Origin of the sequence: Streptomyces sp. NPDC053048, assembly GCF_044547045.1 — a bacterium.
GTDB lineage: Bacteria > Actinomycetota > Actinomycetes > Streptomycetales > Streptomycetaceae > Streptomyces.
In genome coordinates this window covers 93,843-120,575 of sequence record NZ_JBITZS010000012.1, presented here as the reverse complement: position 1 = coordinate 120,575, position 26,733 = coordinate 93,843, and the positions used below count along the sequence as shown (strand labels likewise).

Annotated in this window: 29 protein-coding genes and 1 tRNA gene; 12 read left to right on the top strand and 18 right to left on the bottom strand. The window is 71.3% G+C overall.

Going from position 1 to position 26,733, the window contains the following annotated elements; genetic code table 11:
- Positions 1 to 154: 154 nt before the first annotated feature.
- From ACIG36_RS29380 to ACIG36_RS29370, 3 genes are all read right to left on the bottom strand, one after another.
- Complete coding sequence (locus ACIG36_RS29380; RefSeq protein ID WP_399934272.1) at positions 155 to 652, bottom strand: phosphoribosyltransferase; 498 nt, start codon at positions 650 to 652, stop codon at positions 155 to 157.
- Between the two features lie 29 nt (positions 653 to 681).
- Positions 682 to 1,257: a dCTP deaminase gene (gene dcd / locus ACIG36_RS29375; protein WP_071962992.1), complete on the bottom strand. Its 576-nt coding sequence runs from the start codon at positions 1,255 to 1,257 to the stop codon at positions 682 to 684.
- Between the two features lie 78 nt (positions 1,258 to 1,335).
- Positions 1,336 to 1,500, bottom strand: coding sequence for a hypothetical protein (locus ACIG36_RS29370; RefSeq protein WP_399934269.1), 165 nt, complete (start codon positions 1,498 to 1,500; stop codon positions 1,336 to 1,338).
- A gap of 258 nt (positions 1,501 to 1,758) precedes the next feature.
- Here ACIG36_RS29370 and ACIG36_RS29365 point away from each other — a divergent pair.
- Both ACIG36_RS29365 and ACIG36_RS29360 read left to right on the top strand, forming a co-directional pair.
- A tRNA-Gly gene (locus ACIG36_RS29365) sits at positions 1,759 to 1,832 on the top strand.
- 475 nt (positions 1,833 to 2,307) lie between these two features.
- Positions 2,308 to 2,850, top strand: a complete 543-nt coding sequence (locus tag ACIG36_RS29360; protein WP_399934266.1) for an inclusion body family protein — start codon at positions 2,308 to 2,310, stop codon at positions 2,848 to 2,850.
- Between the two features lie 69 nt (positions 2,851 to 2,919).
- Here the strand turns inward: ACIG36_RS29360 and ACIG36_RS29355 are convergent, their stop codons facing one another.
- Together ACIG36_RS29355 and ACIG36_RS29350 are read right to left on the bottom strand one after the other, a co-directional pair.
- The gene (locus ACIG36_RS29355; RefSeq protein WP_399934263.1) at positions 2,920 to 4,281 is read right to left on the bottom strand and encodes an MFS transporter; all 1,362 of its coding nucleotides are present in this window, start codon (positions 4,279 to 4,281) and stop codon (positions 2,920 to 2,922) included.
- 56 nt (positions 4,282 to 4,337) lie between these two features.
- Positions 4,338 to 5,780, bottom strand: a complete 1,443-nt coding sequence (locus ACIG36_RS29350) for an FAD-dependent monooxygenase (RefSeq protein ID WP_399934260.1) — start codon at positions 5,778 to 5,780, stop codon at positions 4,338 to 4,340.
- A 292-nt stretch (positions 5,781 to 6,072) separates the two neighbouring features.
- Here ACIG36_RS29350 and ACIG36_RS29345 point away from each other — a divergent pair, with 292 nt between their 5' ends.
- Both ACIG36_RS29345 and ACIG36_RS29340 read left to right on the top strand, forming a co-directional pair.
- A complete protein-coding gene (locus ACIG36_RS29345; protein WP_399934257.1) occupies positions 6,073 to 6,855 on the top strand; it encodes a hypothetical protein in 783 nt (260 codons plus the stop codon).
- Between the two features lie 81 nt (positions 6,856 to 6,936).
- Positions 6,937 to 7,503: a hypothetical protein gene (locus ACIG36_RS29340; protein ID WP_399934254.1), complete on the top strand. Its 567-nt coding sequence runs from the start codon at positions 6,937 to 6,939 to the stop codon at positions 7,501 to 7,503.
- On the opposite strand, the gene ACIG36_RS29335 is transcribed toward ACIG36_RS29340, so the two are convergent.
- Positions 7,466 to 8,197 carry a DUF998 domain-containing protein gene (locus ACIG36_RS29335; protein ID WP_399934252.1) on the bottom strand — a complete coding sequence of 244 codons (732 nt, stop codon included), beginning with the start codon at positions 8,195 to 8,197 and terminating at the stop codon, positions 7,466 to 7,468. The genes ACIG36_RS29340 and ACIG36_RS29335 overlap by 38 nt on opposite strands.
- A 146-nt stretch (positions 8,198 to 8,343) precedes the next feature.
- Between ACIG36_RS29335 and ACIG36_RS29330 the strand changes: the two genes are divergently transcribed.
- From ACIG36_RS29330 to ACIG36_RS29320, 3 genes are all read left to right on the top strand, one after another.
- Complete coding sequence (locus ACIG36_RS29330) at positions 8,344 to 9,603, top strand: sensor histidine kinase (protein WP_399934494.1); 1,260 nt, start codon at positions 8,344 to 8,346, stop codon at positions 9,601 to 9,603.
- The gene (locus ACIG36_RS29325; RefSeq protein WP_399934250.1) at positions 9,600 to 10,301 is read left to right on the top strand and encodes a response regulator; all 702 of its coding nucleotides are present in this window, start codon (positions 9,600 to 9,602) and stop codon (positions 10,299 to 10,301) included. Before ACIG36_RS29330 ends, ACIG36_RS29325 begins: the two co-directional genes overlap by 4 nt.
- A 126-nt stretch (positions 10,302 to 10,427) precedes the next feature.
- Positions 10,428 to 12,143, top strand: coding sequence for a serine/threonine-protein kinase (locus tag ACIG36_RS29320; protein ID WP_399934247.1), 1,716 nt, complete (start codon positions 10,428 to 10,430; stop codon positions 12,141 to 12,143).
- A 103-nt stretch (positions 12,144 to 12,246) separates the two neighbouring features.
- Here ACIG36_RS29320 and ACIG36_RS29315 read toward each other — a convergent pair whose 3' ends face one another.
- The 5 genes from ACIG36_RS29315 to ACIG36_RS29295 all read right to left on the bottom strand — a co-directional run bounded on the left by ACIG36_RS29315 (position 12,247) and on the right by ACIG36_RS29295 (position 16,368).
- The gene (locus ACIG36_RS29315; RefSeq protein WP_399934244.1) at positions 12,247 to 12,939 is read right to left on the bottom strand and encodes a hypothetical protein; all 693 of its coding nucleotides are present in this window, start codon (positions 12,937 to 12,939) and stop codon (positions 12,247 to 12,249) included.
- A 36-nt stretch (positions 12,940 to 12,975) separates the two neighbouring features.
- Entirely contained in the window at positions 12,976 to 13,614 is a 639-nt protein-coding gene (locus ACIG36_RS29310) for a hypothetical protein (protein WP_399934241.1), read from the bottom strand.
- Positions 13,615 to 13,633: 19 nt separating this feature from the next.
- Positions 13,634 to 15,718: a hypothetical protein gene (locus ACIG36_RS29305; RefSeq protein ID WP_399934239.1), complete on the bottom strand. Its 2,085-nt coding sequence runs from the start codon at positions 15,716 to 15,718 to the stop codon at positions 13,634 to 13,636.
- A 95-nt stretch (positions 15,719 to 15,813) separates the two neighbouring features.
- Positions 15,814 to 16,032 (bottom strand): hypothetical protein, encoded by a 219-nt coding sequence (locus tag ACIG36_RS29300; protein ID WP_399934237.1) that lies wholly within the window; start codon positions 16,030 to 16,032, stop codon positions 15,814 to 15,816.
- A gap of 120 nt (positions 16,033 to 16,152) precedes the next feature.
- Positions 16,153 to 16,368, bottom strand: coding sequence for a hypothetical protein (locus ACIG36_RS29295; RefSeq protein ID WP_399934234.1), 216 nt, complete (start codon positions 16,366 to 16,368; stop codon positions 16,153 to 16,155).
- A 237-nt stretch (positions 16,369 to 16,605) separates the two neighbouring features.
- Here ACIG36_RS29295 and ACIG36_RS29290 point away from each other — a divergent pair, with 237 nt between their 5' ends.
- Together ACIG36_RS29290 and ACIG36_RS29285 are read left to right on the top strand one after the other, a co-directional pair.
- Positions 16,606 to 17,001, top strand: coding sequence for a helix-turn-helix domain-containing protein (locus ACIG36_RS29290; RefSeq protein WP_399934231.1), 396 nt, complete (start codon positions 16,606 to 16,608; stop codon positions 16,999 to 17,001).
- Positions 17,002 to 17,155: 154 nt separating this feature from the next.
- On the top strand, positions 17,156 to 17,422 hold the full coding sequence (locus ACIG36_RS29285) for a hypothetical protein (RefSeq protein ID WP_399934228.1): 267 nt from the start codon (positions 17,156 to 17,158) through the stop codon (positions 17,420 to 17,422).
- Between the two features lie 132 nt (positions 17,423 to 17,554).
- Here ACIG36_RS29285 and ACIG36_RS29280 read toward each other — a convergent pair whose 3' ends face one another.
- From ACIG36_RS29280 to ACIG36_RS29270, 3 genes are all read right to left on the bottom strand, one after another.
- Complete coding sequence (locus tag ACIG36_RS29280; protein WP_399934226.1) at positions 17,555 to 18,037, bottom strand: rodlin; 483 nt, start codon at positions 18,035 to 18,037, stop codon at positions 17,555 to 17,557.
- Positions 18,038 to 18,237: 200 nt separating this feature from the next.
- On the bottom strand, positions 18,238 to 18,672 hold the full coding sequence (locus ACIG36_RS29275; RefSeq protein WP_399934223.1) for a rodlin: 435 nt from the start codon (positions 18,670 to 18,672) through the stop codon (positions 18,238 to 18,240).
- A gap of 136 nt (positions 18,673 to 18,808) precedes the next feature.
- Positions 18,809 to 19,093: a hypothetical protein gene (locus ACIG36_RS29270; RefSeq protein ID WP_399934220.1), complete on the bottom strand. Its 285-nt coding sequence runs from the start codon at positions 19,091 to 19,093 to the stop codon at positions 18,809 to 18,811.
- A 504-nt stretch (positions 19,094 to 19,597) separates the two neighbouring features.
- Between ACIG36_RS29270 and ACIG36_RS29265 the strand changes: the two genes are divergently transcribed.
- Entirely contained in the window at positions 19,598 to 20,209 is a 612-nt protein-coding gene (locus ACIG36_RS29265; protein ID WP_399934218.1) for a TetR/AcrR family transcriptional regulator, read from the top strand.
- Positions 20,210 to 20,291: 82 nt separating this feature from the next.
- On the opposite strand, the gene ACIG36_RS29260 is transcribed toward ACIG36_RS29265, so the two are convergent.
- The 3 genes from ACIG36_RS29260 to ACIG36_RS29250 form a co-directional block, all read right to left on the bottom strand.
- The gene (locus tag ACIG36_RS29260) at positions 20,292 to 20,987 is read right to left on the bottom strand and encodes a ScbR family autoregulator-binding transcription factor (RefSeq protein ID WP_399934215.1); all 696 of its coding nucleotides are present in this window, start codon (positions 20,985 to 20,987) and stop codon (positions 20,292 to 20,294) included.
- Positions 20,988 to 21,178: 191 nt separating this feature from the next.
- On the bottom strand, positions 21,179 to 21,952 hold the full coding sequence (locus ACIG36_RS29255) for an SDR family NAD(P)-dependent oxidoreductase (protein ID WP_399934213.1): 774 nt from the start codon (positions 21,950 to 21,952) through the stop codon (positions 21,179 to 21,181).
- Positions 21,942 to 22,682, bottom strand: coding sequence for an HAD family phosphatase (locus ACIG36_RS29250; protein ID WP_399934210.1), 741 nt, complete (start codon positions 22,680 to 22,682; stop codon positions 21,942 to 21,944). The genes ACIG36_RS29255 and ACIG36_RS29250 overlap by 11 nt, the downstream gene beginning before the upstream one ends.
- A 237-nt stretch (positions 22,683 to 22,919) precedes the next feature.
- Between ACIG36_RS29250 and ACIG36_RS29245 the strand changes: the two genes are divergently transcribed.
- The gene (locus ACIG36_RS29245; RefSeq protein WP_399934209.1) at positions 22,920 to 23,876 is read left to right on the top strand and encodes a ScbA/BarX family gamma-butyrolactone biosynthesis protein; all 957 of its coding nucleotides are present in this window, start codon (positions 22,920 to 22,922) and stop codon (positions 23,874 to 23,876) included.
- 7 nt (positions 23,877 to 23,883) lie between these two features.
- Here ACIG36_RS29245 and ACIG36_RS29240 read toward each other — a convergent pair whose 3' ends face one another.
- Positions 23,884 to 25,173 carry an alpha/beta hydrolase gene (locus ACIG36_RS29240; protein WP_399934206.1) on the bottom strand — a complete coding sequence of 430 codons (1,290 nt, stop codon included), beginning with the start codon at positions 25,171 to 25,173 and terminating at the stop codon, positions 23,884 to 23,886.
- A 420-nt stretch (positions 25,174 to 25,593) separates the two neighbouring features.
- Between ACIG36_RS29240 and ACIG36_RS29235 the strand changes: the two genes are divergently transcribed.
- Positions 25,594 to 26,712: a vWA domain-containing protein gene (locus tag ACIG36_RS29235; protein WP_399934203.1), complete on the top strand. Its 1,119-nt coding sequence runs from the start codon at positions 25,594 to 25,596 to the stop codon at positions 26,710 to 26,712.
- Positions 26,713 to 26,733: the final 21 nt, after the last annotated feature.

Sequence of the window (26,733 nt, the reverse complement as noted above, 5' to 3'; positions counted from 1 at the left end):
CCCTCCCGCCGCCCGCACTGACCGGCGGCGGTCGGCATTCACCGGGCCCCCCCCCCTGGCGCGGCGCCCCCCCGGGCCCCCCCCCCCCCCCCCCCCCCCCCCGCCCGCCCCCGGGGCCCTCTCCCGTTCGCTTGCGGTACGTCCCCGGGGGGGCTCAGGCGTCGAGGACCTGGCCCTCGCGGCGGACGACCGGCGGCTCGACCGACCACGGGAAGTTGATCCACTCGTCGGTGCGCTTCCAGACGTACTCGCACTTCACCAGCGACTGCGGCTTCTCGTAGATGACCGCGCTGCGCACCTCGGCGACGTGGTCGAGGCAGAAGTCGTGCACCAGCTTGAGCGTCTTGCCGGTGTCGGCGACGTCGTCCGCGATGAGGACCTTCTTGTTGGAGAAGTCGATCGCGTTGGGGACGGGCGCCAGCATGACGGGCATCTCGAGCGTCGAACCCACACCGGTGTAGAACTCGACGTTCACCAGGTGGATGTTCTTGCAGTCCAGCGCGTAGGCGAGACCGCCCGCGACGAAGACGCCGCCACGCGCGATGGACAGGATGATGTCCGGCTCGTAGCCGTCGTCCGCGATGGTCTGCGCCAGCTCACGGATGGCCTGCCCGAAGATCGGGTAGGTCAGGTTCTCGCGGATCTCACTCACTGTTGCTCTTCGCCTTGTTCCCTGGTCGCTCAGACCTGCGTGCGGTGGAAATTCTGGAAGGACCGCGAGGGCGTCGGCCCGCGCTGGCCCTGGTACCGGGAACCGTGCTTCGCGGACCCGTAGGGATGCTCGACCGGCGAGGTCAGCCGGAACATGCACAGCTGGCCGATCTTCATCCCGGGCCACAGCTTGATCGGGAGCGTGGCCATGTTCGACAGCTCCAGCGTCACGTGCCCGGAGAAGCCCGGGTCGATGAAGCCGGCCGTGGAGTGCGTCAGGAGGCCGAGCCGGCCGAGGCTGGACTTGCCCTCCAGTCGCGAGGCGACGTCGTCGGGGAGCGTGATCACCTCGTACGTCGAGGCCAGCACGAACTCGCCCGGGTGCAGGATGAACGCCTCGTCACCCTCCGGCACCACCTCACGCGTGAGGTCCGCCTGCTCGACCGCGGGGTCGATGTGCGGGTACCGGTGGTTCTCGAACACCCGGAAGTAGCGGTCGAGCCGCACATCGATGCTCGACGGCTGCACCATCGATTCGTCGAACGGGTCGATCCGCACTCGGCCGGCGTCGATCTCGGCCCGGATGTCCTTGTCTGAGAGAAGCACGCCTCGAGGATACGCAAAGAAGACGGACAACCTGACAACGCGGGCCCGGGGCCGCCCGGCCCCGGGCCCGCACCCGGCTCACCTCTTGTCGACACCCACCGGCACGGACTGCCGCAACCGCGCGCAGCGCGGGCAGCGCAGCAGCCGTCCGGGGCCGATCCGGCCGGCGCCGAGGTGCTGCATCGGGAACGAAGCGGTGCTGAACACGTGCCCTTCGGCACAACGAACGACGGTGCGCTCCATCGAGCTCCCTTTCCCCATGAACGTGACGAGAAAAGCCACATTAGGGGATCTATCGGACGGCCTTGAACGCGGCACCCCGACCACCCCCCGATCGATTGCCGCGCCCCACGGTACGCCCCAACTCCCGCCCCCCACGCACGCATCCCCCACGCCCCCACACCCCCCTCACACGAGAAGAAGGCCCCCGCGACAAGTGCGACGGAGGCCTTCGATGAGGTACAGTGTGCGACGATGCGACGCCCTACGGGGCGCCCTCACGCGGGCGTAGTTTAATGGTAGAACATGAGCTTCCCAAGCTCAGAGCGCGAGTTCGATTCTCGTCGCCCGCTCCATACGAAAGGCCCAGGTCGGCGACCTGGGCCTTGTTCGTTGTCTAGACCGTTCCAGCGCGTCGCGCACCAGAACGGGCGGGCCGGCCACATCGGCCCATGCCGCTTTCCGCCATGAGGCCTGGTCTCAATCGCATTGCCTCGGTCGCAGGCCATCTCCGCCCCGGCCGCCCCACCGGGCACCGTTCGCCCCGCCGGAAGCGAAGAGTGCCCGAGAGGAAGCGCCGCAAGGTGCCTGCGTGACGCAGGTGAGAAGGCCTTCCCCCGGCATCGAACTTCCGGAACACACCTTCCGGCATCACTTATGCAAATTGGAATGGCATTCCCTCGTCCAAAAATTACGCATGTCCGAATACTGTGCTTGCCGAGATATTTGGATCCTGGGAGTGTGACGGACGAAAGTCGCACAGGACAGCGGAATTCATGCGGCGCCATCGCGGATTCGAAACGCGAAAAGGGCCGCAGGAAAGAAGGATCCATGACGACGGACGAAGAACAGGCCCAAGACCTTCCCCGGGAAGTCTCACAAATCGTCAACGTGCTGATCTCGTTCGACGCGTTCACCATCCACAAGAGGTATCCGAACCCCTCGCAGAACCCCACGAGTCCGACGACCGTCGCATCGAACCTGATCTACATGACGACTCGCCAGGACCGTGTCATCGGATACCCGGGCGCCGAACTGAACGTCAAAGCGACTCCGGGCGATATCATCCGGTGGCGCGAGACGACGCTGTCGCTCAATTTCGACTACAGCGCCCTGCTGTACAAGTTCGTGCCGCAGAGTGGCGGGAACCTCATCAGCCCGCCTGAGGTCAGGGTGGCCGAACGCGTCGTCCCGGTGCCGAAGAACGGGACCACCGACTTCGAGATACAGGAAATCAAGGACCACTACTGGACCACGGACATCCTGAAAACGGGAAGGGTCCAGTACCAGTTCTACTTCCAGCTGCTCGACGGCAAGAACCGGCTGGGCTACTTCAAGTGGGATCCGTACATCACCATCGAGAGGCGGATCTGACGACGCCATGCGGCGGTCCTCTGAGCAGGGCCGCCGTACGGCCCGACCACCTGGGCTTCCCGAACCAGGTCAGAGCCGGTCTTCCGCACTTCGCGGGGATCGGCTCTCGTCGTTCCTGGACCTGCGGGTGAGGGTGAGGGCCGTTGCCGCTGTGGTGAGGGCGAGCAGGGACAGGGTGAGGTGCGTGGCCTGCGGCGGGTACGGCCATGGGGTTCCGGGTGTGAGCGCTGTAAGGGCCGCGGCCGCTACCGCCGGGCCCGAGGCGCCGCCCAGCATGGCGAAGGCCGTGGCCGTCGCGGTGGCCGCCGCGGTGTGCCGGGGGTCACGGCGTGCGGTGACGGTGGCCATGGCGGCTCCGTTGGCCAGCCCCAGCCCGCATCCGGCCAGTGCGCAGGCGCAGCCCGTCAGCCACAGCGGCGTGGGGTCCCGGTAGCCGGCGGATCCGGTGAGCAGGCCGACGGCCAGACACAGCAGCCCGGCCCGCATCAGCGGGCGGCCCGCCCGCGCCGCGGCCAGGCGGCTCGCGACGACAGCGGGCAGCGCCGACGGCAGGGTCACGAGGGACGAGCGCAGCGGGCCGAGCCCGTGGCCGTGGGCGAGCGCGAACCAGGTGAGGTGGGCGAAGGCCGCGTGGGCGCAGAACAGGGCGAGGAGCACCAACAGGGCGCGCCGCGCGGGTGATTCGCGCAGCAGCCGGGTGTCGAGGGCCGCGTGGTCCTGCCGCCGGGCGTGCCGGAGCGTCAGTGCCAGCAGCCCGCCGGCGGTCGCTGCGGCGGCGGCCGCCGCCGGGGCCGGCGCCCCGGCGGCCGGAAGGGTCAGCGCGACGAGCACCGCTCCCGCTGTCGCCGTGCACAGGGCGATCCCCCGCACGTCCAGTGGTGCGGGGTTCCGTACGCCCCCGCCGGTCGGCAGGGCGAGCACGCCGGCGAGCGTGCACGCGGCGAGGGCGGCCAGGGCGGCGAAGACCGCGGGCCAGCCGAGCTCGCCGGCGAGCGAGCCGCCCAGCAGTGGGCCGAGGGACGAGGCGAGGGCCGCGGTCGCCACCCACCCGGCGACCGCCCGCGGCTCGTCCTCGGGGGCCGGGCACCCTCGCAGGACCAGCGCCAGACTGACCGGCGACAGGGCGGAGCCGCCCGCTCCCTGCATCAGCCGCGCGGCGATCAGGGACGGGCCGTTCACGGCCGTGGCCGCGAGCAGGCCGCCCGCGGCGAAGAGGGCCAGCGCGGCGGCCAGGACGCGCCGCGGCCCGTACCGGTCGGCGAGCCGGCCGGCCCCGAGCTGCAGCGGACCGCACGCCAGCTGGTGGGCGGCGGCGACCGCCGACGTCTGCGCGGGCCCCAGGTGCAGATCGTGGGAGATCACCGGGAGGGCGGCCGTGGGGGCCGCGATGGCCAGGGCGCCGCAGAGCAGGGCGAGACGGCAGGGAAGCACGGCGGTGCGTGCCCGGCGCGCACGTCGCTTCGCGCTCCGGGCGGTTGTCCGGAGGGTCACAGGAAGTGCCCGTCCGGGCGGATCACGCGTGCCCGCCGGAACGCCGCGGAACACACGGTCGTCAGGGGGTGCTCCAACGCCGCGGCGCGCGGGTCGGGGCCGCCGTCCGGTGGCATCAGGTGCACATGGTGACCGTCGCGCAGTGCCTCGAAGAGGCGGACGGGACCGTCCGCACCGGCGGTCAGCAGGGGCACGTCGGGCGCGCGCCATCCGCCCCGGGGCCGGCTGCCCGTACCGCCGAGGGGCGGGGAGAGCCCCGCCAGCACGGTGGCGAGGCGGCGGTGCACGGCCGGCAGCCGGGCACCGAGCAGGGCGGCGGCGCGCAGGGGCTCGGCCCACGCCGAAGGTGCCGCGTTGAAGTGCAGCAGGGCGGCGGTCAGGCCGAGGACGCGGCCCGCGGCGCGCCGCCGTTCGTCGGCGTAGGCGTCCAGCAGGTGCCCGTGCCGGGACTCGGTGACGGCCGCGGCGAGGCGCCAGCCGAGGGCCATGGCGTCGGCGATCCCGGTGTTGAGTCCCTGGCCGCCGGTGGGCGGGTGGACGTGGGCGGCGTCACCGGCCAGGAGCACGCGGCGGTCGCGGTACCGCAGCGCGTGCCGCCGCTCGCAGCGGTACCGGCTGACCCACGTCACGTCCCGCAGGTCCACCGTGCCGCGGGTGATCTCCGCGAGCAGTGCCTGGGCGCGGAGCCGGGCCCGCACGGTGTCCGGGACACCGTCCGTACCGTCCCCCGCACCGTCGCCCGGGTCCGGCCGGTGCCGGTAGTCGTAGAGGACCACGCGCGCGTGGCCGTCCCCGAAGGGCAGCACGATCGCCATCCCGTGCCGGCCGCGGGCGCTCCAGGGCTGTCGTCGTTCCACGGTCAGCCGCGCGTCGACGGACGTCACGTCGTACGGATAGACGTGCCGGGGCGCGGCAATGCCGGCGAGCCGCCGGACCGTGCTCCGCGCGCCGTCGCACCCGGCGACGTACGCGGCCCGGAGCCGGTGGTTCCGCCCGGCACGGCGTGTCGTCAGCTCCACGTCCTCGTCCCCCTGCCGCAGACCGGTGACGTCCACGCCGCGGAACACCGAAGCCCCGTTCTTCAGGGCGTGTTCCTCGAGCAGGGACGTCGTCCGGAATTGCGGGAGGGCGAGCGCGTGAGGAAAGGGGCTGTCCAATGCGCTGAAGGGCGCGAAAACGCCGTCGGCGCCCAACGGGTAACGCATACACCGGTGTCCGTCGGCGACGAAGGCGTCGGCCAAGCCCCGCATGTCGAGGTATTCCAGGGTGCGGGCGTGCAGCATCAGCGCGCGCGTCACGGGAGCGATGTGCGGCTCGCGTTCGAGAACCGCGCAGCCGACGCCGTGCAGGGCCAGTTCGCCGGCCAGCCACAGCCCCACCGGCCCCGCCCCCACGACGGCGACCTGCACGGACCCGGGCAGAACGAAGGAGCTCGGCATGAGTGCCACTCCTCACTGTCGGGCTCCACCGTGGCATCGGTGAACCGGCGTGTCCATACGCCCTCGCGGTACGAAAGTCATATGAATACGGCTCATATTGACCGGCGTTGGAGCCACTGCCATCGTGTCCGGAACACGCACCGGACCGCATTCCCGGACCAGTGGACAACCCAGTGGAAGACCAGTGGAACGGAGGGCGATGGGGCATTCCATCGGCCGGCACGCATACGGCGAATCGGGGCTCGAATTCCTGCTCGTGAACAGGGACGGCGAACCGCGAAGAGTCCGCAGAATGCGCGTCGACGTCCGCCTGCTGGTCGACCTTCCGGAGGTCTACCGGGACGGCGACAACACCCGCCTGCTCCCGACCGGTGCGATCAACAACGCCGTCCTGGCGCTGGCCGGCCGCCACACCGCCTCCGAGCCCGAGACCTACGCGCTCGCCCTCGCCCGGCACTTCCTCGGCGCCGTCCCGGCGGCGCACACCGTCGACCTGCGCATCACCGCCTCGGAGCCCGCCCCGCTGCCGGCCCCCGGGCCGGGCGACGAACCAATGCCCGGCATCCGGCACTTCGCCGCCGCGCGGCCCCCGCACGACCACGTCCAGGTCGTCCTGGCGCGGGACGGCGAGAGCGCCGTGCGCGGCGGTCTGCTGGACGTGGAGCTGTTCGTCACCGGCGGCGCGACCTTCACCGGCTTCGCCCGGGACGCCTTCACCACGACCCCTTCCTTCACCGACCGCGTCTTCGGCGCCCGGCTGGACATCGGCTGGCTGTACGCGGGGACGTACGACGCCGGCGACGCGGGCTACGGGGACTGCCGGCACCGCGCCCGGCGCGCGGTCGAGGAGGGGTTCACCGCACACACCAGCCGCTCCAGCCAGCACACGTTCCACCAACTGGGAGCGGCCGTCCTCGACGCCTGCCCTGAGGTCGGCGAGGTCCGCGTCGAAGGGGCCCATCTGACGCGCGCCCTCGTGGACCTCGGGCCCTTCGGCGTCCGCAACGACGGCCTCGTCTACACCGCCGCCGACAACCAGTGCAGCACGGTGGCGGTCGACGTACGCCGGAACTGAGCCGAGATCGTCGTCCCACTGCCGCTCCCCGATATCAAGCGACATCAAGCGACAACCAGCGACATCCAGGAAGGACGTTCCGTGCCGACGAGATTCCTGCGGAAGGCCTGGTGCGCCACGGCCGCCGCCCTGCTCGCCCTCACGCTCACGCCCACGGCACACGCCGGCGACGACAGCCCGGGTCCGCCCGTGCTGCTGGAGTGCGCGGGAACGGTGTCCGCGCGGTACTCCCCCGGGCTGACCCTCACCCCCAAACCCACCGCCATCAGCTCGCGCGCGGCCGTCGGCTGCCCGGTCACGTCCGATCCCCGCTTCAGCCGCGCCACATTCGGAGGCGACTCCTCCGGAACGCTGTCCTGCCTCGCCGGTCCCGCGTCCGGCACCCTGATCTTCCACTGGAACAAGGGGAAGACCTCGACGGCCGCCATCCGCAGCGTCGCGGCCGTGCGCCCCGGGGGAAACATGGTCACCGTCAGCACCGGCCGCATCACCTCGGGCGCCTTCACCGGGGCCACGGTCGTCACCGAGGTCACGCTGCTCGCTTCCAGCCTCACGGCCTGCCTGACGTCCAAAGGCGTCACCTCGACCTGGGGGCCCACCACCGTGACCATCACGCGCGTCGGGCAGAAGTCCCGGCCGTCGCACTGACGGCGGCCCCACTGACGAACGTCCGGCTGACGAACCTCCCGCTGACGAACACGGCGAGGGCCATGACAAAGACCCAGCCGTCCAGGGCGAAGGCCGCGATCCGTTCCATGCCGCCCAGCCCGATGCCGGGATCGTGCTGACCGAAGAACATCCAGGCGGCGGCCACCGCGGCCGCCGCCATCAGCAGCGTCACGGGCCGCATCCGGCCGAACAGGGAGGCGCGCGGGGCGAATCCGGCGCAGACGAGTCCGATGTTGCCCAGCCCCATGATGACGAGCGCGCCCAGGACGTGCAGATCCTCGTTGACGTCCGCGGGGACGAAGCCGACCAGCACCCACCCGCCGGCATTGACGGCGAACAGGATCCGGGCGGTCACCGACCACCGCCCGCGCCCCCAGCCCCGGGCACCGATCAGCAGCCCGCCGACGAGCAGCAGGACGCCGTGGACGACGAACGAGGTGTTCATGGCGTCGTGCAGCGGTGAACACACGTACCGCGGCCGGGATTCGTCCCACGTCCCGCACCCGACGTTGCCGAGATCGCTGATGTTGTTGCGCGCCCAGCTGTAGGGCGTGTGCCAGGCGGACTGCACCACCAGCTGGACGACGAGGAACTGCACGCCGGCCACGATCCACGCGGCCGCGCCCGCCTTCGCGGCGAGGGAGGCACGGGCCTCCGGTCGAGTCGTTTTCATGCGCGGAACGCTCGCAGCCGCAGGCAATCCCCCGCATCGCGGCACCGGGGGAATGCGGAATCCCCCTGCTGAGGGGCCCTGTTTCCGGCTCTTTCGGGGGAGGTGCGCCGCGCGGGGCCGAAGGTAGCGTGCGGCTGGTGAAGACGATGATCAGGCCGCTCTTCAGCAGGGCCGCCTACCGGGGTGGGGCGTACGCGTTTCTCGGCGCGGCCATGAGCCTGCCGCCGCTGCTCGTGGCGCTCTTCGCCACCCCGTCGCGGTGGCCCGCGGGACCTCGTGCCGTGACGTTCGGCCTCGTGCTGTGCGCGGTGCTCGTGGCCATGGGCGCTCCGCGTGCGGCGCGCCGGGGATGCGTACGGCTGGCCAACCGGCTGCTCGGCACGGGGCTGCCCGTCCCGCTGGCGTCGTCGGCGTCCCCGTGGGTGAACCGGCTCCGGACGACGGCCCATCTGGCCGCGCACCTGACGGTCGGTGCGGCGGTGACGGCGCTGAGCTGCCTGTCGCTGTTCGCGGCCGTCGCGTTCCCCTCGGTCTGGCTGAGCGGCGGCGGTCCGGTGGAGAGCCTCGGGTGGACCGTCCGGGTGAGCGGTGGACCGCAGGGCCTGTGGACGGCGGTCGTCTGCGCCGGGTCCCTGCTGTTCGCCGGATACATGACCGTCGCCGGCACGGCCGTCATGCGGCTGCTCGGCGCGTTCCTCCTCGGACACGGGCCGGCCGAGCGGCTGGCCGCCGTGGAGGAGCAGCGGGATCTGCTGGCCCAGCGCAACCGGCTGGCCCAGGAGTTGCACGACTCGATCGGGCACACCCTGACGGCGTCCACCATCCAGGCCGCCGTCGCGGGGGAACTGATGGACAGCGATCCCCAAGCGGCCCGGCGCGCCCTCAGCAGCATCGAGGAGACGTCCCGTGCGGCGATGGACGACCTCGACCATGTGCTGGGCGTCCTGCGGCAGGGCACGTCGCCCACCACACCGCAGCACACCCTCGCCGACCTCGGCCCCCTGACCGAGCGGGTCCGGCGGACAGGGGCCGCGCTGGACGTGGCGACCTCCGGCGACCTCGCGCGCGTGCCCGCCACGGTGTCGCGGGAGGCCTACCGCATCGTCCAGGAGGGGCTGACCAACGCCCTGCGGCACAGCGGGAAGTCCGCGGGCATCAGCCTGCGGGTCGCCACCCGGGACGGCTGGCTGGAGGTCGAGATCGTCAACCCGGTCGACGTCACGGTGCCCGCACGCCCGTTCCGCCCGTCCCGACCCGGCGGGGAAGGCGGGCACGGGCTGACCGGGATCACCGAGCGGGTGCGGCTGCTGCGCGGCGAGGTGTCCGCGGGACGCACGGACGACGACGGCGGGACCGGGACGCACTGGCGGCTGGCGGCACGCATACCGCTACGGTCGGCGCCATGAATCCGAACGACGGACCGGCCGCCGCCCTCTCCGACCCGCCGGTCACCGTCCTCGTCGTCGACGACGACGAACTCACGCGCACCGGACTGCGGGCCCTGCTGTCGGCGAAGCCCGACATCGACGTCGTCGGGGAGGCGGCCGACGGCGCCGAGGTACTGCCGATGGTCGAGCGGCTGCGCCCGGACGTCGTGCTGATGGACGTGCGGATGCCCGAGGTGGACGGCATCGAGGCGACCCGGCGGCTGCGGTCCGCGCTGGCCGACCCGCCGAAGGTCGTCGTGATCACCACCTTCGAGAACGACGAGCACGTCTACGACGCGCTGCGGGCGGGCGCCAGCGGATTCATCCGCAAGCGGGCGCCCTCACGGCAGATCGCCCACGCCATCCGGCTGGTGGCCGCCGGTGACTCCCTGCTGTTCCCGGACGCCGTCCGCCGGCTGGCCACGGCCAGGCCGGCTCGGCGGGACGGCGCCGCCGGCCGGGCCGCCCTGCTCACCGGACGCGAGATCGAGATCCTGCGGCTGATGGCAGAGGGCCACTCCAACCAAGGCGCCGCCACCGCGCTGCGGTTGAGCCTGGAGACCGTCAAGACGCACGTGGGCAACGTGCTCACCAAACTGGACGCGAACAACCGCACCCAGGCGGTCGTCATGGCCTATGAGGCGGGTCTGCTGGGCGCCGGGCCGGACGACCGGTAGCGCCCGGCCGATCGCGGTCCGGGCGATCGCCGTCCTTCCGGCGCGCTGCCTCTACTCTTGGGGCCGCCGGATGGTCTTGGAGCCGCCGGATGGTGAACGACGAGTGGTGAGGGAACGGAGCGTGCGGTGACGACGGGGGAAGCGAACGGCGACGAGCTGATAGGCAAGGTGCTCGGTGGCCGCTACCGGGTGACCGCGATGATCGGGCGCGGTGGGATGGGCGTGGTCGCCCGAGCGGTGGACGAGCTGCTGAACCGGGAGGTCGCCGTCAAGGTCCTGCGGGCCTTCACCGACGCCACCACGCCCGAACTCCTCGACCTGCGCACCCGGATGCAGCGGGAGGCACAGGCGGCCGCCCGCATCCGGCACGCGGGCGTGGTCACCGTGCACGACGTGACCGAGGAGCAGGGACTCCCGGTCATCGTCATGGAGCTCGTCGACGGGCCCTCACTCGACGACGTGCTGGCGGAGCGCGGCGCGCTCGATCCGGGCGAGGCCGCGGCGATCGGCGCCAAGCTGATGGACGCGCTCGACGCCGCGCACAAGGCCGGTGTGCTGCACCGGGACGTCAAGCCGGGGAACGTGCTGCTGGAGCACGGCGGCCGGGTCGTGCTCACCGATTTCGGCATCGCCAGCATGGAGGCCTCCGGCGACGAGGCCATGGCCAAGCTGACCCAGAGCGGTCAGCTCGTCGGCTCCCTCGACTACCTGCCGCCCGAGCGCGCACAGGGCAAGGAGCCGGGCCCGGCGTCGGACATCTGGTCGCTCGGCATGACGCTGTACGCGGCGGTGGAGGGAACGTCACCGTTCCGCCGCACATCCGTGTGGTCCACCTTGTCGGCGATCGTCACCGAGCCGCTGCCGGAGCCCCAGCGCGCGGGAGCGCTGACGCCGGTGCTGCTGGCGCTGATGGCGAAGGAGCCGGAGAGCCGGCCGAGTGCCGACCAGGCGCGCGAGATGCTGGAGCGAGTGGCGGCGGGCCAGGCCCCCGGGCACGCGGCGCCGGCACCCACGCCGCCGCAGGCCCCCGCCCCTGCCCCCATCCCCGTCACTCCCATGCCGACGCAGGCTGTCGCTCCGGGCCCGCCGCCGGGGTTCGGGGCCGCGCCGGCGTTCGGGGCCGCCCCGCCGCCCGGGTTCGGCGCCCCGCAGCCGTTCCCTCAGCCTTCCCCGCAGCCGTTCCAGCAGCCCGCCCCGCCGTCGTTCCAGCAGCCCGCACCACAGCCTCCGCACGCCGGCTCCCCGCAGGCCGGCTCCCCGCAGCCCGCCCGGCGTCGCAACCGCGCCCTCGTCGCAGCGGCGGCCGCTCTCGTCGTGCTCGTCGGGGGCGGCGTCACGTACGCCCTGGCCGGCAAGGACAGCGGCAAGAACGGGGACGAGCCACAGGCGGCGCCGCCCGCGGCCGGCTCCCCGGCGGCCGGTGGACAGCCGAGCGGGGGTGCGGCGAGCGCCGACGCGAACTCCCCGAGCGCCTCGCCGTCCGGGAAGCCCTCCGGCTCGCCCTCTCCCTCGCCCTCGGCGGCCTCTCCGACGGCCAAGCCCAGTGCCACGAAGGCCACGCCCAGTCCCGTGTCGACGAGTTGCGCCGGATGGAAGCACAAGGATCCGAAGCCGGGCACGTACGGTTACCTGACCGGCGACCGCTATGTGCTGACAGGGCCCTACAAGGTCTGCTCCGCCGTGTCCAAGGTCAAGTCCGGCACGAAGCTCTGGTTCCACTGCTCCGTCGAGAACTCCTACGGTCACAAGTGGATTTACGTCCGCGTCGAGGGGACGAAGACCGCGGGCTGGATGTCCGCCGACAACATCATCCGCCAGAGCGGCCAGCCGGTCCGCTGTTGAGGGATTCCCCGGCCGACGGTGGAGGCGAAGCTTCCGCAGTAGCGTGCTCCTGCGGAACTCGGGCCACAGGAGGGCACGATGGGCTCAGCGGGACCGCTGGCCCTCAGCCGCCCTCGTCCTCCTCGTAGGGCGCCTCCTCCGCCAGCCGTTCGGCGATGTCGTCGGCCCAGGCGTGCGCCCAGCGGCGCAGTTCCGCGATGCCGTCCTCGTCGAGGCCGCAGGCGGCGAACTCGGCGTCGTCGATCCAGTCGGAACCCTCGAGGCGGGCCTGCAGATCGGTGAGGTCGAAGGTGTCGGGGGCGTGGCGGCGGGCCAGTTCCTCGAGGTCGGGGCGGGACCAGCGGCCGGAGGCCGCGCGGGCGTCGACCAGGTCGGGGGCCAGCCCCTGGTCGGCCAGGGCGCGCACACGGATGCCGGCGGCGTCCTCGGCGGCGAGGACGAGCCCGTACTCGGTGTGTACGGGCGGCCGCCACATCGTCTCCTTGAGGAGGATCACCGTGCACTCCTCCACCGCCCCCTCCGCCGTCCCGGTGCCGGTCAGCAGGAAGCGTGCCTCGAGCGGGCCGGCGTCGGAGTGCCGGACGCTCCAGCCGCGTTCGGTCAGTCCGGAGCGGACCACCGCCGCGATGTCCGTCATCGGCACCGCGCTGTCGGTGGCCAGCTCCACGTCCCGGCACGGGCGGTCCACCAGGCCGTGCGCCCCGAGCGCGTACCCGCCCGCGAGGACGAGCGGGTACGGCGCCCCGACGGCGGCCAGATCGGCGAGCAGCCGCTGGTGCGACCCGGTGAGCCTCATGATCGGGATTATTCCGCAGGGGCGGGCGGCGTGCCGTCAGCGGCGGGGCCACCCGTCCAGCTGCCGGTGGACCTTCACGGTCGGCCGGGCGGAGGGGGCGGTGGCCGTGGAGGCGGGGTCGGCGAGGAGCGAGGCGACCTCGGCGGCCAGGCCGTCGGCCTCCTTCTTCAGTTCGGCGGCCGGGAGGCGGGAGGCGCCCAGGGCGTCCAGGCGGCGGTGGATGTCGGCGAGGCGGCGCTGGGCCGCCGGGGTGAGGCGGGTGGCCTTCGGGGTCACGACGACGAACTGGTAGGCGCCCGCCAGGGTCTGGCAGCCGGTGCAGTGGTCGTTGGTGGCGCGGCCGGCGTTGACCGCGGCCAGGCGGACGCGCTCGCCCGAGTACGTGACGATCTGGAAGGACAGGGCCACCGACCGGCAGGCGTCGTCGGCCGTGCAGCCCACCGACCGGGCGGTGGCGTGGTTGCCCACGCGGGCCGCGGCGACGGTGCCGAGCTGGCGGACGGAGAAGCTGTCGCGGAACTGGGTGTGGTGGCGGTGGTTGGCGGTGGTGCGGACGGCGTCGTGGGCGACGGCGACGGCCTCGGCGGCCTGGGCGGGGCCCGCCGTCGTGACGGTGGCGATACCGGCGGCCAGCAGGCCCAGGCGCAGGAAGTGGCGGGAGAGAAAGGCGTTCACGGTCTTCTCCTTGGACGGTTCACGGTGACGGTGGCGGCGACGTCTCCGGCGCCGAGGGCGCCGGGCTGGTGGCCGCGTCGGACGGGCTCGCCGTCGGGGCGGGTGCCGGAGCGGGCGTCGTGGGCGCGACCGTCGGGGGCGCGGTCGTGGCGCTCGGCGCGGGCTTGGGCGGGGCGGACGGCGGCAGGGCGGGGGGCAGTGCGGGAGGCATGGTGGGCGGCAGGACGACCGGGGCCGTGGCCTGCGTGGTGGGCTTGGGGGCCGGGGCGGGCGCGGCGGCCGGGGCGCCCGGCTCGGCCGGTGCGGGGGCCGGCAGGGTCGGCAGGCCCGGGACGGCGGGCGGGGTGCGCCAGGGCAGCGGCGTCGGTACGGGGGCGGCACCGTCCGGGGCCCAGGCCCCCGGCGCGTCGTCCTGCGACGGGTCGTGGCCCGGGAGCGAGGGGCTGGGCGACGCGGGGGCCTTGGGCACGTGCGGCTGCAGGATCGGGGCGATCGGCGGCTCGGCGGGCAGCGGCTTGGGCGTGACGCCGCTGGTCCAGGCGTAGGCCAGGGTGGTCGCGACGGCGGCCACGGCGAGCACCAGTCCGGCTCGCAGCCGCGGACGTTCGGCCGTGGCGCGCAGGGCGTTGCGGCCCAGTCGCCCGGTCAGCCGGATCGACAGGTACGTCATGCCGGCCAGCGGCACGATGAGCATGAGGCTGCCGAGCACACCGGCGAGCCCGGCCAGGAGCTCGCCCTCGGCGAACGCCTCGTAGGTGCCGGTGAGCTGGTTGGTGAGCGAGCGCATTCCCGTGGCGACCAGGCGGGGCAGGTTCCACAGCGCGTAGCAGAGCTCGCCGACCAGGAAGGGCACCATCGTCAGCACCCAGGTGGTGACGATGATCCGGGTCTTGCGCTTGAGGTCGGCCACGGCCGGGTCGGGCTTGCGGCCCGGGATCATGCTCAGCAGGATCGGCTTGATCTTGCCGTAGAGGTCCGGCACCCCGGCGAGGTCGCCGAGGATGAAGTAGCCGTCGAGCCGGACCGCCGGCATCAGCTGTTCCAGCACCTCGAAGTGGCCGAGGTAGACGGCGCAGAGCAGGAACGGCTCGCCGGTGACGAAGTACGCGCCGGTCAGCAGCAGCATGAAGACGACGTTGAAGTAGACGCCGCCCAGGTCGGTGCGGATCCGCCCGGCGCGCCCGAGCCGGTAGACGTCGGTGACGTCTGTGTACATCGAGGGCCAGATCAGGAAGATGCCGCAGCCGATGCAGCCGGGATGGGCGCCGTCGTATCTGCAGGCCGAGGCGTGCCCGAACTCGTGGAAGACGAGGGAGGCGACCGTCAGCACGAAGACCACGAGCAGCAGCAACGGCTGGTCGAGGACGCTGAGTACGGGCTCCATGGCGCCGTGGAAGGCGAAGAGCCATACGTCCATGGCGACGGCCAGCAGCAGGACGGCGACCACGACGGGCGGCCGGTGCAGCCAGGCCAGCGAGCGGGCGATGACGGCCACCCGCTTCTCGTTGAAGATGACGCGGTGGCCCTTGAGGCTGAGCAGCAGGTCCGAGCGGGGGCCGTCGACCTCGTCGCTCTCCTGGCCGTGCGGCACGGTGATGCCGAGCGGTTCGAGCTTCTTCTCCACCAGGTAGGCGACGTTGTCGGCGCTGACCTCGCGACCGAACTCGGTGCTGACCTCGCGGGCGACGGCGTTCAGGTCACGCACGCCGTCGATGGCGGACGCGACCAGGTGCAGCAGCCGGGAGAGCTGCACGACCTGGCCGTCGCCCCGACGGGCGATGTACTTGGGCTCGTTGAAGCCCGAGCCCTGGTACTCGCCGTGCAGCCGCAGCCCGGCACCGAGGCGTGGGACGACGGATCCCGCCTCGGGCCGCGGCGGCGGCTCGGGCTGCTTCGCGAGCGGCAGCCGCACGGTGGTGGCCTCGGGCTCCCCCTCCCCGCACGCGCGCGTGGCGGCGTACGGAAAGCCCCCGGGCCCCGGCACCGGGGCGCCGGCGTCCCCTGTCCGGACGTCGGACACCCCGGTGTCGATCTGGATCGTCGCGGTCTCGCCGTTACTGCGATGGCGGCTGCGGCCGGCCTCGTGGTCTCCGACCACCGTCATCCACGTTCCTCCCCCTCGGCGAAACCGCTGTTCTCCCCCCCTGATCGGCGGACCGCGCTTCCCCTGGACGCGGCCCGCCGAGTGTGTGGGCCGGGCTACTGCTTGATCGAGATGACCTGCGTCGCCTCGGACTGCGCCACCGCGAACGGCGAGACCTGGTTGACGGCCAGCGACTCGTTGCTCGCGTGGACGGTGGCCACGTGCTTGGTGACGTTCGTGGTGCGGGTGAAGCTGAACTTCAGCTTGCCCAGGGCCTCACGGCCGGGCAGCAGCTCAGCGGACTCGGCCTCGAGCTCGTTCGGGTTCATGCTCATGGCGATGCCTTTCTGTCCAACGACGTGTCCAACGAGGGTGCTTGCGACCGGTCCGGCTCGCGGACCGTTCTGTGACGTGCTGTTGCACGCCTGTTGCGGGCGACGGTGGCCCGCGGCGCACTACTGCGAAATGGCGATCGACTGGCCGGCCGCGGACTGCGCGACGGCGTCCGGCGAGAAGGCGTTGAGCGCCGCCGACGAGTTGTGCGCCGAGACGTTGGCGACGTGCTTGGTGACGTTCGTGGTGCGGGTGAAGCTGAACTTCAGCTTGCCCAGGGCCTCACGACCGGGCAGCAGCTCAGCGGACTCGGCCTCGAGCTCATGCGCGTCGAGCATGGTTGTCCCCCTCCGGGATGGTTGTTCGCGGAGTGCGCGAATAAAGACGCCGGGCACGGGCAGGACCCCCCAGCCCGCGTCCGATGCGATCGGACGTGCTGTCCAACGAGATTGGACAGTAGTGGCGGTCGTCGGCACCGCGCAAGCGGTTCGCCCGAGGGCCGCCCGTAGAATCGGTTCCACCCGAGGGCCGAGCCAGCCGAGAGCCGAACCGCCGAGAGCAGGAAGCGACCGTCAGTGGCCAACGCACTGCAGCAGATGATGAGACAGCGCCTGGACCGGCAGGGGTGGTCCTACGGGGACGTCGCCCGCAGGGGCGGCATCCCTCGCTCGACCGTGCACCACCTGGCCACCGCCGAGCGCCTGGTGCGCATGCCGCAGCCCGCCACGCTCGAAGGACTGTCCCGGGGCCTCGAACTCCCCCTGGACACCGTGCGGCGCGCGGCCGCCGAGGCCTGCGGCATCCACCTCTACCCGGCGGACGAGGAGGCACCGGAGTCCCGCCCGGACCCCGAGGTGGACCTGCTGATCGCCAGCGTCCAGCGGCTGTCCTCCGACGACCGGAGGCATGTGGCGGCACTGGTCGAATCGCTCCTCGAACGCGCCCCCAAGGAGCCACCCGCCGAGGACTGAGCCGGCCGCAGAGGCGCCACGCGCGCGTACCGGACGCCGCGCCGAACTGCCGCGGTTCCCGGAACAGTTGATTCCAGCGAATATTCCCGTCCGGCCGAGGATCACGCCGCTTCCCGGATATCGTCTCGCTCTGCCGAGGCCAGGGGGGAATTGCGTGCTCGTTGTCAGTGGTGGCTCGACGTCCAACGCCGTCGTCCGGGGACGCACCGGGGAATCCGTCGTCCTGCTCTCCGGGGACCTGCCCGATGTGCTCACCGACCGGAGCGTCGCCGAACTCCTCGACCTGGCGGCCGCCGTCCTCGACCGCGAGGAGATGGCCATGTTCCGCGCCTGCCTGCGCGCGCTGCGCCGGGGGGAGGGCCACGGGCAGCGGCGCGTGGAGATCGGCGGCGCGGTGCTCACGGTCTACTACGAGGGCTGACCGGATTCGGCCTGCATAATTGCGCCACGGCGGAAGCCGGACGGGCGTCCGAACGGGGGTACGCCCGTCCGGGGGCCGCAAAGAACCGCCCCCCGGGATCGCCGGGGGGCGGTTCTGCTCCTCGGGGGACGGTCAGTGGTGGCCGTCGTGCCCGTGACCGTGCCCGTGTCCGTGTCCGTCGTGGCCGTGGCGGCCGAGGCCGCCGAAGAGCCCGTGGCCCTCGTTGCCCGAGCCGTTGCCGGACAGGATCGGGATGTCGTCCAGGATGTGCGACAGCGGGTCGTCGCCGTCGTTGATCGTGGAGTTCTCGGTGCACTGCTGCTGTTGCTGCGAGGACAGGATCGGAACGTCCTGGATGCCGACGTTGATCAGCGCGAGCAGCGACTGGGCGCCCAGCTTGCCGATGGCGATGCACGGCTTGTTGAGCGAGCCGTTGATGAGCCCCATCTGCGGGCTCATGTAGCCGCCGGTGTAGGTGTTCCCGTACATCTGGCCGGCGCCGTTGGCGTTGATGACGTCCTGCGTATCACCGCCACCGGCCGCCAGGGCCGGACCGGCGGCGCCACCGACTGCGGAGACGGCGAGCGCGGCCGTGGCCATTACCTTTTTGAGCACAGTGGTTCCTTCGCTCCGAGTCGACGAATGACAAGAACGCCATGTCTAACCGGAAGCCGCCCGCAAAGGTTATCGGGCTTCAGTCTTTCGGCCCAGCGGCCGGAATTATCAAACCATGGTCCGGAAAAGGGGAATCCCCCCGTAGCGGATCCCGCACATCCGCCGCAGGGGGATTTCCCGGAATTCCGGGAGGACTGCCGTCAGTGGCCGCCGTGTCCGTGCTCGCCGCCGAAGAGGGCGCCCTCGTTCCCGGAGCCGTTGCCCGACAGGATCGGAATCTCGTCCAGGATGTGCGACAGCGGGTCGTCGCCGTCGTTGATCGTGGAGTTGTCGGTGCACTGCTGCTGCTGCTGGGACGTGAGGATCGGGATGTCCTGGATGCCGACGTTGAGCAGGAGGGCGAGGACGGACTGGATGCCGACCTTGCCGATGCCGATGCAGGGCTTGTTGAGCGTGCCCTGGATCAGGCTCATCTGCGGGCTTTCCTTGCCGCCCGTCTTGGTGTTGCCGTAGCCGGTCTTGGCACCATTGGCGTTGAGGACGTCCTGGTCGTTCCCGATGGCCATCGCGGGGGAGGCGATGGCGCCGACCGCGGAAGCCGTCACGGCGGCCGTCGCGAGTACCTTCTTGAGCACGTCTATTGCCTTTCGATCGAGTAGCGCCCCCACTGAGAAAGCGTTCTGAATAACTCCGGCCCTTTCGGGAAGTTCCGGGCATTCAACCGGCTTTCACTCATTCGAGCCAGTGAGTGGTGCTACCGCGAAACAGACATCAACGTGTCAGCCGCCGATAGGAAAAAATGCTGGTCAGCGTGACATAGCGATATTGCCCGCCACGTTCGCTGCGCAATTCGCCGCGCTCTATCAGGTGGGCGACGGTCCATGGCGTCAGCCCGAGCAGCGAGGCCGCGGTCCGCACCGGAACGCTCAGCCCCTCGAAGACCGCGGGTATGGGCTCTTCCACCACCCAGCCGTCCGCGCCGTGGTCGTCCACCGCCCGGTGCTCGTCCACCGCGTCGTAGTCGTGTGCGGCGTAGTAGTCGATCGCGGCAGCCATGTTTCGTGCCATCTCGACGCGCACCATCCCCTCGGTCCAGTCGCGTTTACATACTTGCCGCCAGGCCAGCCAGCTCCGCCGGAAGAGTATGCACCTCCTAACCGGGCGTCAAGTATGCTTTCTCCTTGCTTGCCGCCCGGTTAGATACCGTTGAACGAAAGTTCCCGGCCATAAGGAACCGGCCAGCCGCCCCGCTCCGCGCGGGCGCCGTGGCAGCGCGTTGACCGCGGCGACGGTGACCAGCGGGAAGTTTTGTTCACGGGAAATCCGCGCCGGCCGGGCCGGACCCGCGCCCGGCACCCTGCGCAGAGGCGGCGGCGGACGCCCCGACCACCGGGCCTACGCCGCCGGACGTACCGGTCGGCAGCGGTATCGCCGTACCGACTGTGTCCTGCGGGCCGATCTTTCTCCCCTAACGTGTCGGGGAGCCCCACCTGCGCTTACTTGCCGACGGGCTAATTGAGTGCACGGACGACGGACGACGGACAGCAGGAGAGTGAGCCCATGGGCACCACCCCACAGCCCCGCAAGAGCGACACCCGCGAGCGCATCCAGAGGACGGCACTGGCCCTGTTCGTCTCGCGCGGCTACGAGAAGACGTCGTTGCGGGAGATCGCCGAGGAGCTCGGGGTCACCAAGGCCGCGCTGTACTACCACTTCAAGACCAAGGAGGACATCCTCAGCGCCCTCTCCGACCAGCTCGGCCGGCCGGTCGACGAGCTCATCGCCTGGGGCGAGGCCCAGCCGCCCACCCTGGAGACCAAGCGCGAGCTGCTGCGGCGCTACAGCGTCGCCCTGCGCGACGCCGCTCCCATCTACCGCATCCTCCAGGAGAACCAGGCGACGCTGCGGGAGCTCAGCATCGGCGAGGCCCTGCGCGAGCGGGTGACGGCCGTCTCGCGGCTCATCCACGCGGGTGACGGAGCACTGGAGACCTCTGTCCGGTTCTCCAGCGCGTTGCTGACGGTCCACCACGGCGCGTTCACCCTGGAGACGCTGAAGGGCGACCCCGAGGACAAGCGCGCCGCCCTCCTCCGGGTCGCCCTGGAGATCCTCGACTCGGCCGACCGGACGGACGCGGGCCGGGAGGAGACGGAACCGGCCACCACCCGGTGAATCGAGCCGCCCTTCCGTTGCCCCGATACCGGCACGACGGTTTGATCACCGCCGCCGGGCCGGGTCGGTTTCACCGAATCGATCAGCCGGCGGCAATGAGGTGCCCGGACTGCGCCCGTTCGGCGCGCGCCCGCTCCGCCTCGGCCAGCGCCAGCGCACGGGCACCGCGGCCGGGGCCCATGTCGAGCCGGGCCAGCACCGAGGGCACCGCCACGCTGGGCATCAGGTGCTCGTACAGCACGGTGGCCCGGCGCTCGAGATCGGCGCGGTTGGTGACCGCCTGCGACATGGTGTTGATGCCCGCGTACGCCCCGACGATCAGCTCGGCGGTGTCGGCGGGCACCACGTGGGGCAGCACCTCGCCGCGCTCCTTGCCCTCCAGCAGGACCCGGGTGTGGACCTCGGTCCAGCCGTTGAAGGGGCTGGCCCGGTTGAGGTTCGACGAGCCGTGCTCCAGCGTGAGCCGGACGCTGCCGCGCAGCAGCGGGTCGTCGAGCAGCCGGTAGGCGAAGATCATGCCCATGTCGACCAGGTCCTGCATCTTGCAGGATCCGGTCAGTGCGGCCGGTTCCGGCACGGTCGACATCTGGGCGTCTATGACGGCGAGCGCCAGTTCCTCCTTGGAGGCGAAGTGGAAATACAGCGCCCCCTTGGTCACCTCGGCCCGCGCGAGGATCTCCGTAATGGTGGCGGCGTCGTAGCCCCGCTCGTCGAACACCACCGCGGCCGCTTCCAGAATGGACTGGCGAGTCCTGATCGCACGGTCCTGCTTTGCCACGGTTGCCTCCGGATCAATTGGGTCGCTTCGCCGCGTATCGGCGGCGAGGGCGACAGGTGCACCCCCCTGGTGCGGTTGTCGCCCCCGAAATCAAACCGGCGAGTCCGTATCCTATCAAGCCCGGCCTCGCAATCTGGCGCAATTCTCACCCTGGTGAATCCCGCACACCAAGCCGAATCGCACCCCCGGAATCACACCATCGTGAATCCGCCGTCCACCGGCATCGTGGCGCCGGTGACAAAGGACGCCCGGTCGCTGAGCAGCCACGCGGCGGCCTGGGCGATCTCCTCGGGCTCCGCGGTGCGCGGCTGCGGGGTCGCCGCGTGCAGCGCCTCCTCGATGCCCGGGTTCTGCGCGAACCAGTCGGCGACGACCTCACTGCGCGTGGTGCCCGGGGCCACGGCGTTCACCCGGATGCCCTGGGTCGCGTACTCGGCGGCCGCTGCCTTCGTCAGGCCGATGACCGCGTGCTTCGCCGCCACATAGGGGGCGGCGACCGGCGTCGCCAACAGCCCGCCGACGCTGCTGTTGTTGACGATGGTGCCGCCGTTGCCGGAGGCGAGCATCGCGGCGACCTCGTCGCGCAGGCAGTTCCACACACCGCGGGCGTTGACGTCCATGATGCTGTCGTACGTGGCGTCGTCCATCAGGTGCAGCGGGGTGCGGCCCATGCCCCAACCGGCGTTGTTGAACGCCGAGTCCAGCCGGCCGTAGCGCTCGACCGCGAACTCCACGGCCCGCCTGGCGTCCTCGCGCCGGGTCACGTCGGTGACCACGTACGCGGCCTCGGCGCCCTTGCCCTTCAGCTCGTCCACCAGCTCGCGCAGCCGGTCCTCGCGCCGGGCGGCCAGGACGACCGTCGCACCCTCCCTGGCGAACACCCGCGCGGACGCCGCTCCGATACCGCTGCTGGCACCCGTGATCAGTGCGACCCTGCCCCGGAGCAGCCCGTTCTCACCGGTCATCGTTCCCGCCCTTCTCGTTCTCGTACGCGCCGGAGCCCGTCCAGTGGGTCCCGGCCTCCATCTCCGCGTCGACGGTGCGCAGCAGCGCCTCGTCGATGTCGGCAAGCGAACCGACCACGTGCCGCACGCCCGCCGCGCGCATCAACTCGCCCTGGAATCCGTGCTCGAAGCCGGACGGATGGCCGATGAAGGCCACGCCCAGCGAGCGCGCGGACTCCGCGACCCGGGCCACGTCGTCGACGAAAAGGGCCTCGTCATACCCGAGCCCGAAGACGTCCGTGGTGATCTCGGTGATTCCTGGCCGGAAATCGTTGGTGCATACATACCCGGGGCCGTCGAAGAGGCCGGCGTGTTCACCGAGGTAGCGGGTGAAGTGCGAGGCGTCCAGGCCGCCGTAGCAGACCGTGCGCAGCCCGAGGGCGCGCAGCCTGTGCAGGAGTTCGAGGGCCCCGTCGAGGAGGCGGATCGGGTCCTGTTCGAGGTAGGCGGCGCGCTCCTCGAAGTAGACCTCCAGCACCCGCTCCGGGCTCCAGTCCACGCCGGCCGCCCCGGCCATGGCGCGGGCGGCCACGAGCTGCGGCTGGGAGAAGATCGCTCGTTCCACCTCGGCGGTGTACCGCCCGCCGCGGCTGGTGACGAAGCGGTGGATCATCGGGCTGAACGTGTCATTCAGAAGGACGCCGTCGATATTGACGGCGGCCAGGCGTATCCGGCGCAGCGGCACGGCCACAATCGACCTCCATTGATTGGCGGAAGAACCCTGAAAAATTAAACCGCCCAGTACGAACGTTCCGCACGCGAGAGGTAAATCACATCATGGCTGAGTGGCCGTCAACCGCCTTGTATCTTGACCCCCCGAAGGGCGTTGACCGCGGAAGGTCAACACTCTAAAAGAAAACCCGATGGCACGCACCTTGACAATCGTCGGTCAACCGGCCAGCTCTGCATATCGATCCGAGGGGGAATCATGTACCCGACCACCACCGTGCCCGGGTCCTTCGCACCGGCTCTGCCCCGGCTGACCACGACGGTGCCCCGGGAGTTCGTGCACCGCGCGGCGGTCGCCGAGGTGCTGCTGACCGGCTGGCGCAGAGTGGACGAGCAGCGCTTCCGGGTACGGGCCCAGTGGCCTCGCGGGCACAGCTTCTTCACCCCGGTCCACGGTACGCGGCACGATCCCCTGATGGTCGCCGAGACGATCCGGCAGATCGGCTCGCTCCTCGCGCACGCCGAGTTCGACGTGCCGCTGGGCTACCAGTTCCTGATGTGGCATCTGGAGTACTCGGTCCGCCCCGAGCGGCTGGACATCGGCGCCGCTCCCGCGGAGCTGGAGCTGGACGTCGTCTGCTCGGACGTGCGGCGGCGCGGCAGGGTGCTGTCGGCCATGCGCTACGACGTGGTGATCCGCCGCGACGGCGAGGTCGCCGCCACCGGCAGCGCGTCCTACACCTGCACCTCGCCGGAGGTCTACCGCCGGCTGCGCGGCGACCGGGCGCCGGGCACCCCGGAGGTGCCGGGCATACCGGCGGTGGCGCCCGGATCGGTGGGCCGGGCCTCGGCGTTCGACGTGGTCCTGGGCGCGGAGGACGATGCCCGGCCGGGCCGCTGGACGCTGCGGGCGGACGGGCGGCACCCCATACTCTTCGACCACCCCGTCGACCACGTCCCGGGGATGGTGCTGCTGGAGGCCGCCCGGCAGGCGGCCACCGCCCTCGCCCCGCACCCGGTGATCCTCCCGACGGCCCTCGCCGGATCGTTCCACCGCTACGCCGAGCTGGACAGCCCGATCCGGATAGCCGCCGAGCGCGAAGGCCCCGACGCCTCGGGTTCGTTCGTCACTCGCGTCAGCGGTCATCAGGAGGACGAGCTGGTGTTCTCCTGCGCGGTGACGGCGGAGCCGGGTGAGCGCGTCCGAAGGGAATGACGGGCCGTTATTCGTTCTCCTCTTCCCGCTTCTTCTCCTCTTCCTGCTTCTTCTGCTCTTCCCGCTTCTTCTCTTCTTCCTTCTTCTTGTCTTCCTCGCGCTGTTTGTCGGACGGCTTCCGCTTGTCCGCCGTGTCCTGGGGAAAGGTGAGCTGCTTGCCCATCCACTCCAGGGTGGGCGCGATCTCCCGTCGCCAGGTGGTGAAGTTATGGCTGCCGGCGGGAAGGATGATCTTCGCGGCCGTCATGGGTTCCTTGACCGCGTCGAGGAACTTCTTGGTCTCCGCGTAGTTCTTCTCGCCCTTCTCGCTGCTGGTGACGAGCACCGAGACATGCGGAACGGGCAGGTTCTTCAGCCGCCAGATCAGGTCGTGCTCGCGCTGGCGCCGCTTGCCCTCCTCGCCGTCGCCGAAGAGATTGCCGGTGGTGAGATCGTTCTTGATCCGGTAATCGGCGGAGAGCGCGCCGGCCACCGGATAGACGCCGGGGTGGCGCATCGCGAGTTCGAGGGCGCAGGTGCCGCCCGAGGAATAGCCCATGGCGCCCCAGGCGCTGGCCTCGTGGCCGACGCGGTAGGCGCTGCGCAGGGCCTCGGGCAGGTCCTTGGTGAAGTAGGTCTCCGCCTGGGGGCCGCCGGGGACGTCCACGCACTCGGTGTCGCGCGGCGGGGCGATGGTCGGCCGGACCATCACCACGATGGTGGGCTGCATCCGGTTCTCGGAGATCAGTGTGCTCGCCGTCTTCGGCACCTGCAGGTACTGGGAGAGATTGTTGATGCCGCCCGGGTATCCGCTGATGGCCACGATCACGGGGAAGCGGGCGCGCTCGTACTGCTTCTGGAAATACTGGGGCGGCAGATAGACGAACGCGGGCTCGACGACATTCGCGCGGCGGGCGACCAGCCGCACCGACTCCAGCGCACCGACTTCGTCCTTGGGCCCCTTGGGGAGTCCGGCCTTCTCCAGGCCTTCCGAGCCGGCGGGCCGCACCAGGCCGCCCTTACCGGTGTCGATCCGCGCATTCGCGCCGGCGTCGGCGCCCTGGGTGACCTGGCCCGGCGACCGGTCGTACTTACCGATGAGCTCGCCCCAGGTGCCGTAGAAGCTATTGGCGGAATTCACCGCGAGCAGCACCGAGGACATGATCGTCAGCTGTGTCACCAGGATCGCGCCCAGGCGGCCCAGCACGGGCAGCGGGCCCCGCCCGGAGAGCCTCGGCCAGAGCCATATCGTGAGCCCCACACACACAATGGCGACGAACACCACCGTGTACAAGAGTGACCGGCTGGTCAGGCCCATGTGCCCCTCAACTCCCTGCCCCCGTGCTGGGTACTCGTGTTCGGTCCGCAATGGTCACCGGTAAAGAGGCGGGTACGGACGGAAAGGGTTGCCCTGCACCCATTTGTTGCCCTGTTCTTGCCCTGCCCGTGCCCTGTGCTTCTTCCGGTGTTCGCGGCAACGAATGCCGTCGGGGGCGGTTACCCGCACCGGATGAAGGCCGGTCGACGCGCAGGTGGAGAGAGGCCGAATCCTCCATTCCGCCGACCGCCGGAAAGGCGGCTCCGTACGCCCGTACAGGACACGCGCGCACGGCGTGTCGGGTGTGAACGGACGGGACGGGACTTGACGGCTAGCCTTACGTAGTCGCCAAGTCAGGGGATTTTTCCCCGCACTACGGACAATTCACTCGCACCCGAGACACATGAAGGACATCTCCCCATGGGCATTCGGAGTCTGCTGCGGAACGCGTTCGGCCGGTCGAGAACAGCCACGCGCGACGAACCGAGCCTGCCCCAGCAGAGTGCGGGGCCCGACGACGCCGCTCCCGCCGCCGTGTCCGTACCGGCCCAGCCGACCGACCGGGGTGCCGGGCGCACCGGCCCGACCGTCCCCGACCCGGGTCCGCTCGGCCCGATCCCCACGCCCGGACCGCCCCGCCCGGAGCCGGTCCCGGAGCCCGAGCCCGTCCCGGAGCCCGAGCCCCGGCCGAGCCCGATGCCGACGCCGAGGCCCGTCCCGGAGCCCGAGCCGGCCCCCAGGCCCGAGCCCGGCCCCCGCACCGAACCCGCCCCCGGCCCGGAGCCCGAGCCCGAGCCGGCGCGCGGGGACGCCGACGGCACGCCCGCCGTCAGCCTGGAGAAGGTGCGCGAGACGGCCCCCGGGCTGGTCAGCCTCTACAAGTCCGCCGGCGTCTCGCTGCGCAAGCACGGCCTGGCGGGCCGGCGGGCGGCCGTCTACCTCGTCCTCGACCGCTCCGGCTCGATGCGCAACTACTACAAGGACGGCACCGTCCAGCACCTCGCCGAGCAGGCGCTGGGCCTCGCGGCCAACCTCGACGACGACGGCGTCGTGCCCGTCGTCTTCTTCTCCACGGACGTCGACGGCACCGCCGAGCTGGACCTGACCGACTACGACGGCCGCATCCAGCAGCTGCACGAGTCCTACGGCCACATGGGACGGACCAACTACCACTGGGCCATCGAGGCCGTCGTCGACCACTACAAGAAGTCCGGCGCGACCGACCCCGCCTTCGTCATCTTCCAGACCGACGGCGCCCCGTACAGCAAGCCCGCCGCCGAGCGCGCCCTGTGCGAGGCGGCGAAGCTGCCCATCTTCTGGCAGTTCGTCGGCTTCGGCGACCCCGACGGCAAGGGCTTCGACTTCCTGCGCAGGCTCGACGAGCTGCCGGTGCCGGAACGGCGCGTGGTCGACAACGCCGGCTTCTTCCACGCCGGCCGCGAGCCGCGGCTGATGTCGGACGAGGAGCTGTACAAGGAGCTCATGGTCGAGTTCCCCGAGTGGCTGACCGAGGCCCGCACCGCCGGCATCCTCCCCTAGGGCACACGGGAGCGCCGGGCC

Excerpts from the sequence above, each read along its gene's own strand:
- ACIG36_RS29295 (WP_399934234.1), bottom strand. The coding sequence starts at position 16,368 with ATGCTCGACGCGCATGAGCTCGAGGCCGAGTCCGCTGAGCTGCTGCCC.
- ACIG36_RS29265 (WP_399934218.1), top strand. The coding sequence starts at position 19,598 with ATGGGCACCACCCCACAGCCCCGCAAGAGCGACACCCGCGAGCGCATC.
- ACIG36_RS29240 (WP_399934206.1), bottom strand. The coding sequence starts at position 25,173 with ATGGGCCTGACCAGCCGGTCACTCTTGTACACGGTGGTGTTCGTCGCC.
- ACIG36_RS29360 (WP_399934266.1), top strand. The coding sequence starts at position 2,308 with ATGACGACGGACGAAGAACAGGCCCAAGACCTTCCCCGGGAAGTCTCA.
- ACIG36_RS29305 (WP_399934239.1), bottom strand. The coding sequence starts at position 15,718 with ATGACGGTGGTCGGAGACCACGAGGCCGGCCGCAGCCGCCATCGCAGT.
- ACIG36_RS29300 (WP_399934237.1), bottom strand. The coding sequence starts at position 16,032 with ATGAGCATGAACCCGAACGAGCTCGAGGCCGAGTCCGCTGAGCTGCTG.
- ACIG36_RS29335 (WP_399934252.1), bottom strand. The coding sequence starts at position 8,197 with ATGAAAACGACTCGACCGGAGGCCCGTGCCTCCCTCGCCGCGAAGGCG.
- ACIG36_RS29315 (WP_399934244.1), bottom strand. The coding sequence starts at position 12,939 with ATGAGGCTCACCGGGTCGCACCAGCGGCTGCTCGCCGATCTGGCCGCC.
- ACIG36_RS29370 (WP_399934269.1), bottom strand. The coding sequence starts at position 1,500 with ATGGAGCGCACCGTCGTTCGTTGTGCCGAAGGGCACGTGTTCAGCACC.
- ACIG36_RS29270 (WP_399934220.1), bottom strand. The coding sequence starts at position 19,093 with ATGGCTGCCGCGATCGACTACTACGCCGCACACGACTACGACGCGGTG.
- ACIG36_RS29235 (WP_399934203.1), top strand. The coding sequence starts at position 25,594 with ATGGGCATTCGGAGTCTGCTGCGGAACGCGTTCGGCCGGTCGAGAACA.
- ACIG36_RS29255 (WP_399934213.1), bottom strand. The coding sequence starts at position 21,952 with ATGACCGGTGAGAACGGGCTGCTCCGGGGCAGGGTCGCACTGATCACG.
- ACIG36_RS29350 (WP_399934260.1), bottom strand. The coding sequence starts at position 5,780 with ATGCCGAGCTCCTTCGTTCTGCCCGGGTCCGTGCAGGTCGCCGTCGTG.
- ACIG36_RS29325 (WP_399934250.1), top strand. The coding sequence starts at position 9,600 with ATGAATCCGAACGACGGACCGGCCGCCGCCCTCTCCGACCCGCCGGTC.
- ACIG36_RS29330 (WP_399934494.1), top strand. The coding sequence starts at position 8,344 with ATGATCAGGCCGCTCTTCAGCAGGGCCGCCTACCGGGGTGGGGCGTAC.
- ACIG36_RS29245 (WP_399934209.1), top strand. The coding sequence starts at position 22,920 with ATGTACCCGACCACCACCGTGCCCGGGTCCTTCGCACCGGCTCTGCCC.
- ACIG36_RS29345 (WP_399934257.1), top strand. The coding sequence starts at position 6,073 with ATGCGCGTCGACGTCCGCCTGCTGGTCGACCTTCCGGAGGTCTACCGG.